Annotated in this window: 14 protein-coding genes; 5 read left to right on the top strand and 9 right to left on the bottom strand. The window is 50.2% G+C overall.

From position 1 onward, the window contains the following. The first annotated feature begins 43 nt into the window (after nt 1–43). Nucleotides 44–1,012 carry an FAD:protein FMN transferase gene (locus EPE01S_RS05535; RefSeq protein WP_062743660.1) on the top strand — a complete coding sequence of 323 codons (969 nt, stop codon included), beginning with the start codon at nt 44–46 and terminating at the stop codon, nt 1,010–1,012. On the opposite strand, the gene dcuR is transcribed toward EPE01S_RS05535, so the two are convergent. The 9 genes from dcuR to EPE01S_RS05485 all read right to left on the bottom strand — a co-directional run bounded on the left by dcuR (nt 993) and on the right by EPE01S_RS05485 (nt 7,797). Continuing rightward, the gene (gene dcuR / locus EPE01S_RS05530) at nt 993–1,712 is read right to left on the bottom strand and encodes a two-component system response regulator DcuR (protein WP_062743596.1); all 720 of its coding nucleotides are present in this window, start codon (nt 1,710–1,712) and stop codon (nt 993–995) included. The two genes, EPE01S_RS05535 and dcuR, sit on opposite strands and share 20 nt — an antisense overlap. Then, a complete protein-coding gene (locus EPE01S_RS05525) occupies nt 1,709–3,349 on the bottom strand; it encodes a sensor histidine kinase (protein WP_062743595.1) in 1,641 nt (546 codons plus the stop codon). Before EPE01S_RS05525 ends, dcuR begins: the two co-directional genes overlap by 4 nt. Before the next feature lie 165 nt (nt 3,350–3,514). Beyond that, nucleotides 3,515–3,745: a YgdI/YgdR family lipoprotein gene (locus tag EPE01S_RS05520; RefSeq protein ID WP_062743594.1), complete on the bottom strand. Its 231-nt coding sequence runs from the start codon at nt 3,743–3,745 to the stop codon at nt 3,515–3,517. A 15-nt stretch (nt 3,746–3,760) separates the two neighbouring features. Then, nucleotides 3,761–3,994, bottom strand: a complete 234-nt coding sequence (locus tag EPE01S_RS05515; RefSeq protein ID WP_062743593.1) for a YgdI/YgdR family lipoprotein — start codon at nt 3,992–3,994, stop codon at nt 3,761–3,763. Between the two features lie 776 nt (nt 3,995–4,770). Next, entirely contained in the window at nt 4,771–5,010 is a 240-nt protein-coding gene (locus EPE01S_RS05505; protein ID WP_306304609.1) for a biofilm/acid-resistance regulator YmgB/AriR, read from the bottom strand. A gap of 239 nt (nt 5,011–5,249) precedes the next feature. Beyond that, a complete protein-coding gene (locus tag EPE01S_RS05500; protein WP_062743591.1) occupies nt 5,250–5,546 on the bottom strand; it encodes a hypothetical protein in 297 nt (98 codons plus the stop codon). Nucleotides 5,547–5,715: 169 nt separating this feature from the next. Then, nucleotides 5,716–5,961 (bottom strand): regulatory protein YcgZ, encoded by a 246-nt coding sequence (ycgZ, locus tag EPE01S_RS05495; protein WP_062743590.1) that lies wholly within the window; start codon nt 5,959–5,961, stop codon nt 5,716–5,718. A 292-nt stretch (nt 5,962–6,253) separates the two neighbouring features. After that, on the bottom strand, nt 6,254–6,574 hold the full coding sequence (locus EPE01S_RS05490) for a hypothetical protein (protein ID WP_062743589.1): 321 nt from the start codon (nt 6,572–6,574) through the stop codon (nt 6,254–6,256). A gap of 509 nt (nt 6,575–7,083) precedes the next feature. Next, nucleotides 7,084–7,797 (bottom strand): dTMP kinase, encoded by a 714-nt coding sequence (locus EPE01S_RS05485; protein ID WP_062743588.1) that lies wholly within the window; start codon nt 7,795–7,797, stop codon nt 7,084–7,086. Between the two features lie 180 nt (nt 7,798–7,977). Here EPE01S_RS05485 and EPE01S_RS05480 point away from each other — a divergent pair, with 180 nt between their 5' ends. From EPE01S_RS05480 to EPE01S_RS05465, 4 genes are all read left to right on the top strand, one after another. After that, complete coding sequence (locus EPE01S_RS05480) at nt 7,978–8,724, top strand: nucleoside/nucleotide kinase family protein (protein ID WP_062743587.1); 747 nt, start codon at nt 7,978–7,980, stop codon at nt 8,722–8,724. A gap of 8 nt (nt 8,725–8,732) precedes the next feature. Further along, nucleotides 8,733–9,470, top strand: a complete 738-nt coding sequence (locus EPE01S_RS05475) for a nucleoside/nucleotide kinase family protein (RefSeq protein ID WP_118664272.1) — start codon at nt 8,733–8,735, stop codon at nt 9,468–9,470. 193 nt (nt 9,471–9,663) lie between these two features. Next, complete coding sequence (locus EPE01S_RS05470; protein WP_062743586.1) at nt 9,664–11,022, top strand: lipopolysaccharide biosynthesis protein; 1,359 nt, start codon at nt 9,664–9,666, stop codon at nt 11,020–11,022. Further along, nucleotides 11,012–11,845 carry a hypothetical protein gene (locus EPE01S_RS05465; protein WP_174522409.1) on the top strand — a complete coding sequence of 278 codons (834 nt, stop codon included), beginning with the start codon at nt 11,012–11,014 and terminating at the stop codon, nt 11,843–11,845. Before EPE01S_RS05470 ends, EPE01S_RS05465 begins: the two co-directional genes overlap by 11 nt. Nucleotides 11,846–11,862: the final 17 nt, after the last annotated feature.

The following is an 11,862-nucleotide window of genomic DNA, read 5'->3' as shown; positions in this document are numbered from 1 at the left end:
CCGGTTTTCTTGTCGTCCCGCATTGAGGAACCCCTGCATGACATTGTCCTCAGAAACAGGCGTGTACGCCTATTCCGCCGTCCTGATGGGGTCACCCATCCTGCTCAAACTGTTTGAACACAATGAAGCACTCGCCGGTCGGGTGTTTCGTCTTATTAAGCACCAGGAAAATTTATTGACGGTTAACCGTGCTCAGTCTGAAGTGATGGCGATTAACCATGCGGCAGGGCGGCATCCTGTGGTCGTCAGCCCGCCAGTCTATCAGCTGATCAGGCGGGCCAGTGAGGTCAGCAGGCTGCCTGACAGCAGTTTTAACTTTGCTATCGGTCCGCTGGTCAAACGCTGGAAAATTGGCTTTCAGGGGCATACGGTGCCGCCTGAAAGCGAACTGAAGACGTTACTGGCGCTGACCGACCCGCATCAGGTGGTACTGGATGATGCCGCACACTCAGTTTTTCTGCAGCAGGCCGGTATGGAGATAGATCTGGGGGCAATCGCCAAAGGCTATATTGCAGATGTGGTGCGGGACTATCTGCATCAGCAGCACGTCGATTGTGCCCTGATCAACCTGGGCGGTAACGTCCAGACGCTGGGGCATCCGGGTGCGCAGGGCTGGGGTATTGGTCTGAAAAAGCCGTTTGCTCAACCTGATACTCTGATTGGGGTGATCGACGTCACTCATCAGTCCGTGGTGACCTCCGGTATCTATGAACGTTACTTTGAACACGACGGACGCTGTTACCATCATATCCTTGACCCACGCACGGGGACCCCGCTGGATAACGAACTGCTGAGTGTGACCATCATCTCTGCGGATTCGATTGACGGGGATATCTGGACCACGCTGCTGTATGGCATGGGGGTAGAAAAAAGCCTCAGTGTCCTGCGCGATACGCCCGACATCGAGGCCATTTTTGTCACCCGGGATCATCAGGTGATCTGTTCCTCACAGCGCGCTTACCGCTTCACGCTGTTAGACGATAGCTATTGTCTTACTGACAATACTGCTTAAGCAACGCCGTATGTTCCGGCTGCAGGCGATAGCGATAGACCGGGCGGCCGGTGGCACCGTAGTGAATGCTGGTAAACAGAATATTGCTGTGCGCCAGCCAGATAAGGTATTTACGGCAGGAAACGCGGGAAATATTGACGGCAACGGCCAAATCGTCCGTTGAAAATTCATCATTCGGATGCGCATCGATCCACAGACACAGGGTGCGCAGCGTCTGCGGGGTCAGCCCCTTCGGCAGGCGTTTGGTATCTTCAACGGCCGGAGGATTGCCGTGCAGCAGTTGGTCAACATCCGCCTGCTCGTAGAACGGGTGATTGTCCATCAGGGTCTTTTTCTGTTTCCATCCGGTCAGCGCCTCTTCGAAGCGGGAGAACTGGAAGGGTTTGATCAGATAATCCACCACGCCATAGTGCAGGGACTGTTTGATCGTTGCCGCGTCGGCGGCAGAAGAGATCACGATCACATCGACATGGCGTCCGGACTCGCGAAGTTCCGGCAACAGATCCAGTCCGTTGTCCTGTTGCATATAGACATCCAGCAGAATCAGGTCGATCGGTATTTCACTGTGCAGCACCCACTCTTTTGCCTGTTGCAGGGTTGACGCCACGCCGCAGCAGGTGAACCCCGGCAGTTGAGCGACATAGCAACGGTTCAGTTCTGCGACCATCGCATCATCATCGACGACTAAAACATTGATCATGCGTTTTTATTCTCTCCATCCCAGGGCAGTTGTACAAAAAATTGCGTATAAACGCCAGGCTCGGACTCTACAATAATTTTCCCGCCAAGGCTCTCGGTTTGTTGTTTTACCAGAAACAGCCCGACGCCGCGCTCATCGCCTTTCGAAGAGAAACCCTTCTCAAAAATCGCCTCCAGCTGGTCGGCTGCAATACCGGGACCGTCATCACTGACCTCACAGGCGAGGAAGCCGTTCTGATAGTGCAGTAGCACACTGATTTCGCCTTCAGCGCTGGGCCCGAGAGCATCCAGCGCATTTTCAATCAGATTGCCCAGCACCGTGATAAGCACCGCTACCTGCGTTTCACTGCCACTGTCCGGCAGCATGCAGTCATCGCTGATCAACAGATGATTGCCGGTGTCGGAAGCACGGTTAATCTTGCTTAACAGGAAGCCGGCAATAACCGGTGACTTAATTTTTCCCATCAGCGATCCGATTTCAGTCTGATAATTATTAGCTGTTTTCAGAATATAATCTTCAACTTTTCCGTAACTTTTCATATGCAGCAGGCCAAGGATCACATGCAGTTTGTTCATAAATTCGTGGGAGCGCTCGCGCAGGGCATCGACATAGCTGACCATACCGTCTAGACGCTGCATCAGTTGGCTGACCTCAGTCTTGTCCCTGAACGTGCAGATAGCACCGATAATGACCCCGTTACTGCGAACGGGCATGGTATTACACAGCAGGATGCGGCCTCTCAGGTTAATCTCTTCATCCCGCCTTGGCTGGCCATTGCTCAGGACGTTACGGAGGTTAGCGATCAGCGGACCGGAGGCGGCGACCGTCTCGCCGATGTCACTGTTTACCGCCTGCTGAATCCCTGCGTCACGCAGCAGCTGACGTGCCGCCCGGTTAATCAGCGTAACCTGAGTATGATCGTCCACGGCGATCACCCCCTCTTTCATCGATTGCAACATAGCCTGACGCTGTTCAAACAGGGTGGAAATTTCATAGGGTTCAAGCCCGAAAAGGATGCGCTTGGCAGCGTTAACCAGCAGGAACGTCCCAATCGCGCCCACCAGAATCCCAAACAGCGCAGACCAGAAAATATTCCAGCGGCTCTGGTTAATCTGTTTGGCCACTTCACTTAATGAGATACCGATTGCCACTACGCCGACCTGCCGCTGCTGGCTGTTATATACCGGCGTAAATAACCTTAGCGCTTCGGCCAGTTTGCCGTGATTGACGGCCATATTTTCCTGGCCCCGCAGTGCAGGCTGCAGATCATCCCCGATAAAGTGCTGGTTGATCAGACTGGCATCGGGATGAGAATAACGGATGCCGTTCATATTGGTGATGACCACAAACAGGAGGTCATTGCTTTCCTGCACGGCGCTGGCAATCGGCTGAATAATCCCCTGGGTGGGGGGCTGCTGCAGGGCGCGCTGGATCTCCGGTGAATCGGCCAGCGTGCGCGCCACCGCCAGTGCCTTATCTTTGACGCTTTCCTGGGTGACGTGGCTGATCTGGAAAAAGTAGAACAGATGCACTATCAGTAATACCGTGGCAATCACGGCGCTGACCATCAGGCTGACGGAAGTACTGAGCTTCATCGGGCGCTTACGCACGGGTGGCGTCAGCTGCGGGTCACTCATGGGGGCTCCTGAAACAGAGGAAAGCGGTTTACACTGCCGCTAATATAGCGCGTGAAGCGGTTGAACAGGATGTTTTAGCAGGAAAAAGAGGGCACTTTGTTACGACAAGGCCAGTAACAGCCGGGAGGAGGGAACGCAGTAGAGCCCCCGGAGGGGCTCAGAGGATTAATTTGGCAGCTCACTGAGCTCTTTAACGTCACTTTTGTTAATTTGCTGTTCAGTGCCGTTCGCATCGGTATAGCCAATCATACCCGTTTTCGCGTCTTCTTTCGGTTTGCCATCGCTGATAATGGTTCTGCCATCATTAGTGTGAATAGCATAGCTGCTGCGGGTACAGCCTGAGAGCGCGGTGATGCAGAACAGGGCTGCCAGAGATACGGCCATAATCTTTTTCATAGGGATTCCTTTTTATTAGTTGTCGAGTTCACTCATGTTTTTAATCTGTTCACGATTAATCTGTTGGGTTTTACCCGTGCTGGCATCTTTAAAAGAAACCAGTCCGGTTTCATCATCGACTTGCGGTTTGCCATCAGTAACAATCGTTTTACCATCCGTCGTCTGTATAGACTGATTGGAGGTGCAACCTGCCAGCATCAGCAGTGACAATGCGGCAATAAATGTTGACTTAAACAGGGTGACTTTCATCGGGATTTCCTTATAGATATCTTTACTAAACCTTCACTTCAATTATAGAACAGGTTTTCGTTTTTGCTATTAAACACCAAAAATATGTTTCACAACGCGGAGGATTTACAATTTTTCAACCTGGGTTGTACATGCTGGCAGATTAGTCTTAAAAGTTAGTTTATATCTTGCCTTTTTTTAACTTTTTTATTCTGCTGCTTTGTCACAACGGCAAAGTAAGTCGCTGCTGTACAGTTGATAAGTTTAAATTTGATTTAAATCAATGCGTTGAAAATGACTTTAGTCTCACAATAACAATATTGTAGGGCGGTTTGACACACAGATGTGCATTATTCATGGTGAAATGTTAATATTAAAGTACATACAGCCAGATAAGGGGTGCATGTGCACGATAATAACGAGGAATATCCGAGAGAGATTTATGCGGTTATTGGGCGGGCAGTCTCAGAGCTGATTGCTGCGAGCCAGCCTCTCGACAAGAAGAGCGTTCTCATAATGCTTCAGGCTCACAGCACAAGAACAACTGATGCTGACCTGCAGGGTATTTACAGGAAGGCATTTCGTTATCTGCTGGAAAGCTTTCACTAATTACGTCATCTTCTTCTAACTTTGCTGCCAGTGAAAGCACGTGTCATCTGGCAGACATAAATCACATTTTTTTACTGCCCAGCCAGTTCAATTTCATATTTTGAAATAACGCCGGAAAGTACAGCACACCTGCAGCAAAGTCAGGTGTGCGTCATCATGAAATAAACTATTCCCTTTAAACAAACGGGTTATGCGTCATCGGGGGTCATGCCAACCACCACTTCGAGTACCTGGCGATAAACGTCGAGTTGGATAACGTCCGACGTGGTCTCCAGCTTCTCAATAAGCTTGAGAATAATGGCTTTATTGTTGACATGTCTGCCCCCGGTCGCCAGCTCCTTTATCACAGCACCAAGAACCTGAGCTTCTTGCGAAAACTTCTCACCGCCACCCTGGAAGTAACTCAGGATTTCGGATTCTGATGACATCTGCTGCATGATAATGACCTTGTAAAAAATAGAAAAAATGCTCTGGGCCAGCAAAATATGTTTTCCGCAATGCAGGCAAGGCGGTATACGTTGAGTCTAAAAGTATAACAACTGTTCATCGGCAGTGCCTTCGGGCGGTTTAATCACGTTCTTGAGGTACAGCCAGTGACGCCGATATTGTCAGATAAACGCGATAGCACAACGCCCTGGATTGAGCGTAGTACATCCAGTCAGAACCATCAGTGTTTTTTTGTTCCGTCTGCCGGACCTTCACTGGTAAAAAGATGGGTGACATTATCCCTGTCACGAATTTCCCGGGTATCGCTATGACGCTCGGGCGCCTGGTAATTTCTCACCTCAGCAATTGCCCGTCTGCAGGCGCGCTGTCGGTACAGCTCTTTTTCTGCTGCTGCCATCGACTGTAACTGACGGATCAGGGCTGAACTGCTGATGGCCGCATCGGCTTTCAGCAATACCATAACGGCTTCGCCTAAAATAATATCGGAAAGTAGTTCTTCGTCTTCGTTTCTGTACATACCAACTTCTCTGAATCAGTGATGCGGGCAGAGCTAAATACCCGCAGAAACCTGCATCCTGATGCCATCAAACAGCGAATACTGGAGGCAGGGATGGTCAGATTGTCGGACTGAGTCGTGACGTAATGCGCACTTATAAGTGTTCAATCAGCAAAAATTGCTTTAAAACTCAGTCACTGCGGCCAAAAAGTAAGCCAATCAGTTCTTGATAGTGCCGTTCCTGCTCAGGGCCTGATGCCAGCTCAAGGCGCGTCAGCAGCTTTGAACAGATAGACTTGCGGTTAAGGTTACGGCCTGAACGCAGGATCTCAACCACAATCTGGCCAAGCGTTTCCTGCTGAGAAGGCATCACTGCCTCGCTAAAATAACGGCTGATGTCATTTTCAATCTTCGGGTTGGAACCGTCCTGACGCATAAGAATGTCCCTCAGTCGTAAAGTTCATTAAGTCAAAATTTCCGCACTAAAGTTATACATCTATAAATGATTTGTACAGAAATAGTGAATTCTGATCCCGCGTAGATTTGTGCAAAAAATGCTAAATGTTTAATATCATCGGGTTACGGGATAGGCAGGCAGAGATAATACCTGCCTCCGTGAGGAGTAAAAGGTAAAAAACTCTGAATTTCAGAACGGGTGGGTAGGGCTGCGATGTTTTTTACGAGTCAGGCCGATGTCATGACACCGGCCTGTAGGGCAAAAGCCCGGTTCAGCGTTTCGGTTTATCGGTATCGCTGTAAACGTTCATGGTGATGTCAGACTCTTTGCTGACCGGATCGTTTTGGTGGCCAGGAGAGGCCAGCCAGTGGTTGCCCGCAAGCGGGGTTGTCCGGCCTTTTTTGTATTCCAGCAACCATGTACGTGCTTCGTTGATCCTCAACAGACGATCTTCATCCTCTTCTGCTCGTGCCATACTCTGTAACTGATTAATGAGAGATCCAAGACTGACTTCCTCCCTGCTGAAGATAAGATTCATGGCAGCCTCACCGATTACAACATGCTGTTTATCATCTTCATCAGAAATAGACAAAAATACCTCCAGATAAGTTTTCTCAAGACTCACTTATTTTCGCGTGCCGGGTAATTATAAACCATCTCAACAGATATAGCCGGGTGTCCCTGCAAGTTTCATCATTTTTATTGATAGGTACAAACAATTTAATAATATTAATGTTATTTTAAGTTGTTGATAATAATGTTAAAAAAGGTGTTTTTGGATTGTTGTAAGCAGGGTGCTATTTATTTTTCAGCTTGTAACAAGACAGGGGTATTGTGGATTATTCAGATGTTTCCTGGAATATTTTTCAGGGTTATAACCCACTAAACAAGTCCGTATGAAATTAATAGCAGGCAATTAAATTGAGTAATCTGCATAAAAACTTAGCCCTGATCAGGTTTATGCCGCTTAAAGCCACTCTCACTCTTCTGCATCATAATGAGCTATATCGTTAGCGGGGCCGGGAGAGTTTGCAGCCATAAATCAGCGCTCCAATACAGGCCGCTACTTGTTGCTGTTCCATGGGTGAGCGGGGGCATCGTTTATTGTTTTTCGTCGTGGATCGCCGGATATCCACGCGAGTGCATCAGTACAGTCACGGCCTGCCGGGCCAGGTTAAGCACCTCAGCCAGGGGTTGATTGGCATTAATATCCACCATTTGAGCGCCTTCGAATGTCAGCTGCGGTGTGACGGCAATTTTTCTTGCCAGTGATTCAGGATTATGATCGGGCTTACGGGCACAGGCGACATCAAGGTCAACATTAAGCCTGATGACTAAGTCCGGTTTTTGTTTTGCCATCCAGTGAAAAGCACGCCGCTCCAGATCTGCCAGCCAGCGGACAAAGCGACCTCCCGGCACATGTGCCGGAAATACCGGGCCATCGTAAGTGCCGGGAATTTGTACCTGGGGAAAGCGGTCGGTTAATACGATCAGCCCCCGCTGACGGCAGGCCAGCATATATCTGAAACGCCACAGACGACGGAGGACAAAACACATAATAACCAGGCCGGGTACCGGGCCGGGGAGCTTTTTAGCCGCAATGACTTTATTACGCTTGATGGCATTATCCAGGATATGCCCGAGCAGCGGCAGCTTAATGACCGAACGCTCAACGTTACCTGCCTGCTTTCCCAGATGAACTCTGACGGCCGGACCGTATTTATTAATATAATGAATTAAATGCTCACAGACGGTGGACTTTCCCGAACCATCGCTGCCAATAATCGCGATGAGCGGTGGGGTTTTCGATTGCATACAAAGGCTCTTTTTAAATTCATGGCGCAAAAATACGCTGATCTTATTTTTTCCTCAACGCCAAATTTTTTAAATGCCATGAATTCATAAAAGCGCAATGCCACCGCACTTTACCGCAAATGTCACCCGGGGAAAGTGAATTATCATTCACTTATTCATTTTTTTCTTAATGGTTTTTGTGTGAATCAACAGACCGCATTTCCCCATCATGCCCCTGTAAGAGTTATTGCTATCGCCGGTTGTGATGGTGCAGGGAAATCAACACTGGCCTCCTGTCTGACCCAATATTTTTCTGCCGATGAACCCACAAAATTATTGTATCTTGGGCAGTCGTCAGGCCATATCGCAGAATGGATAACTCACCTTCCACTTATTGGGGCTCCTTTTGGGGGCTATTTAAAATCTAAAGCCCGCCGTATTCATGATAAACCAGCGATCCCCCCCGGTGCGGTGACGGCGTTGGTGATCTATTTACTTTCATGCTGGCGAACCTATAAATTTTGCCGGATGTTACGTATGTGTAAAAAGGGGTATTTACTCTTTACCGACCGTTATCCTCAGACCGAGGTTGCCGGGTTTCGCTTTGACGGTCCGCAGCTGGCGAAAACAGAGGGGGGCAGCTTATGGGTGCGTGCACTGCGAAAGCGGGAGGAAAAAATGTATCAGTGGATGGCCTCTTATCCTCCGGTGCTATTAATCAGGTTGAATATTGATGCAGAGACAGCACACCAACGCAAGCCTGACCATCCACGTAGCGTACTGCGTGAAAAAACGGCGGTCATCCCTCAGCTGACTTTCAATGGAGCGCATATTGTGGATTTAAATGGCTGTGATCCTGCCGATAAGATCTTTCATGCCTCGCGGCAGGCAGTACAAAGCTCCCTTTCGTCCTCATTCCATCGGGTATGTGATGATGATGAATTCTGATGTGAGCGGTGGACGATAACGTGCAGAACGAAAACAGTACCCCTCCAACATATATTGCCGGGCTGGTGGCCGTCGTTGGCTGCGACGGTACCGGAAAATCAACATTAACCGCTGACTTAGCGAAAAGCATGAAAAAGTATTGCAGGACAGAGCGGCGTTATTTAGGGCTCATCTCAGGAGAAGACGGCGACAAAATAAAGCGGCTGCCGTTCATTGGTATCTGGCTTGAGCGGCGTCTGGCGGCGAAGTCTTCCCGGACCCAAAGTATGAGTACGCGCTCGCCTGCGCTGTGGGCCGCCCTGATCATGTACGGTTTTTCGCTGCGCCGCCGGGCAAATTTGCGCAAGGTTAAGCGCCTGGCAAATAGCGGGGTGATGGTTATCAGCGATCGTTACCCACAGGCTGAGATTTCGGGTTTTCATTATGACGGCCCCGGCATTGGTGTCGAGCGGGTAAAGGGCTGGCTGATGACACGGCTGGCGGAACGTGAAAAGCGGTTATATCAGGAAATGGCGTTATATCGTCCTCAGTTAGTTATTCGACTCGATATTGATATTGATACCGCTTTTTCCCGTAAGCCCGACCACGATTATGATGAGCTGCAGGATAAAATTTCTGTCATGGAGCACATTCATTACAATCACGCTTCTGTTCTGGAACTGGACTCACGAAAACCTTATGACGAAATATTAAGAGCTTCGCTGAATGCCGTGTTGGAAATTGCCCATGAGCACCAACATTCATAATGTTTGTTTTTTAGTGCGATTTTATTTTCAGCGTGATCGGCGTGTTTTATTCCCATTCCAATTTTAACGATCATTCTGAAGCGACGATTTATTGATGTTTCAGTTAGTGACATTTAATGGCTACTCTTTTTATTGATGCGTTAAATATCATTCACGGTCTCTCGGGCTTTGTGAATATGGCTGGTTTACTACCATGAAAAACGGGTTTTCGGATGGTGTTTTTCGCACTATTCTGCGCAATACGGCGTATTTAGGATCAGGTAATGTTGCCAGCGCGTTGCTGGGCTTGCTGGCCCTTTCCTGTGCAGGAAAGGGGATGTCACCGGCGATGTTTGGTGTGCTGGTGGTTATTCAGTCCTATGCGAAAACGATAAGCGACGTCATGAAATTTCAGACGTGGCAGTTAGTGGTGCAGTACGGCACGCCCGCTTTAGCGAACAATAACGTGCCGCAGTTTCGCGAGGTAATTTCATTTTCGCTGGGACTGGATATTGCCAGCGGTGCTGCTGCCGTTGTCGGAGGTATGCTGCTGCTTCCCTTCCTCGCACACGCGTTAGGACTGGATGCGCACAGCTTCTGGCTGGCAATCGTTTATTGCACGCTGATCCCTTCCATGGCGGCATCCACGCCCACCGGCATTTTACGGGCGCTCGACCGCTTCGATCTGATTGCGATCCAACAGGCGATCCGGCCCTTTCTGCGGGCAGCAGGCAGCGTGATCTCTTACACAGGGGATTTTGGCTTTGCCGGTTTTATGCTGACCTGGTATGTCTCTGATCTGATGGGGGGGATGCTCTACTGGTGGTTTGCTGCCCGCGAACTGCGTCGCCGGGGCATTCATCGCGCTTTCCGGCCCCGTTTACTGCATGCTGCCCGGAATCTGCACGGGGCTTGGGGATTTGTCTGGGCAACGAATATTGCTCACTCCATCTGGGCGGCGCGAAACTCCGGCAGCACGGTGTTAGTGGGGATTGTGTCAGGGCCTGCCGCGGCAGGACTGTTTAAAATCGCGATGACCTTTTTATCGGCCACCAGCGCGCCAGCAAGTCTGATGGAAAAAAGCTTTTACCCCGAGATTATGCGACTGGACCCACGTACCAAAAGACCCTGGTGGCTGGCGCTGAAATCAGCGTTGTTAGCAGGGGGCGTCGGGCTTGTGGTGGCGCTGGTCGTGTTGATGGTCGGTAAACCCTTAGTCACCCTCGTGTTTGGCCAACAGTATCTTGCAGCCTGTGACTTAATTCAGGTGATGCTCTTTGCCGTTGTCGTGTCGATGATGGGCTTTCCCCAGGAGTCACTCCTGCTGATGGCAGGAAAACAGCGTGCTTTTCTCGTAGCACAGGCGATCTCTTCCGTCGCCAGTATGGTGCTGCTGGTCGGATTATCGCACTTCTTTGGTGTGTACGGGGCCGCATCTGGCTATGCAGGAGGACAGTGCCTGGACGTGCTGTTGTCATTCATTCCTACGCTGCGTGCTTACCGCCATCGCCATTTACTCCATTTTAGCCAGCCCGGAGACGTTCCCCATGACCACCAGACAACTGTGGCGTAAGTATCCTCCTGAGACCGTCGATTTACTGTTTACGGCAGTGGACGAGGACGATTGTGTTGATGACAGTGTCAGCCTGCCACAGGCAATCGATCTCTCCTGTTCCGCAGAGAGCATCCGTGATAATTACGCCCTGTGCCTGCAATACTGGCAGGAAGGTTTTACGCGGGCAGAGCTACTGAGTCTTGTCACCCGCGTCGTGCAGGGGGAAACACTGTCAGAGCAGGAGCGCAGGCAGTACAAATATATTCGCTCCCGTTACAAGCATCTGCGCTTTGCTCAGCGGCTCTATGGTCAGCAACACGTGTGCAGCGCGGGGTTGAGCAAAACCACCGTCTTCCTCGGACGTTTTCAGGATGCGTTCCGTAACGAAAACATAAGCCATGTTACTTTTTATGGGCGGATACTGAGCGTCTGTCTGAGCACGCCGGTCTGGCGGTGGGTGGATCACGCGCTGCGTCATTTTCCCCTGACCGGTGAAAGTGACTTTATCGCCTGTTGCCAACAGGAGATGCGAAAGTTACAGGCATTCATCGCAAAGCCAAGGCTGACAGGACGGGAGTTTCACGCCGTGCGAAAAATAGTCAGTCAGCAGGTGTCCTATTATGACACCCGGCGTGCCCTTGACCCTGATGATCTGGCGGCCCGGCAGATCTCGCGATACTTAGCCGCGATAAACGGTTTAATGGGTGATCGACACGATGAAATGGTGTCCGGTAACCTGGCGGGACAGCGTGATTATAACGCTCCCGAGCCCCTGGATGCGGGTATCCGCCAGCGGCTGGAACACTTTATTGAACGCTATCCGCTTGGTGCCGGTCAGTAATATCCGTCAGAAAGGAA

This window comes from Erwinia persicina NBRC 102418 (assembly GCF_001571305.1).
Taxonomy (GTDB): Bacteria; Pseudomonadota; Gammaproteobacteria; order Enterobacterales; family Enterobacteriaceae; genus Erwinia; species Erwinia persicina.
Note: the sequence above shows the minus strand (reverse complement) of the source record. Positions and strands in the feature narration are given on the sequence as shown.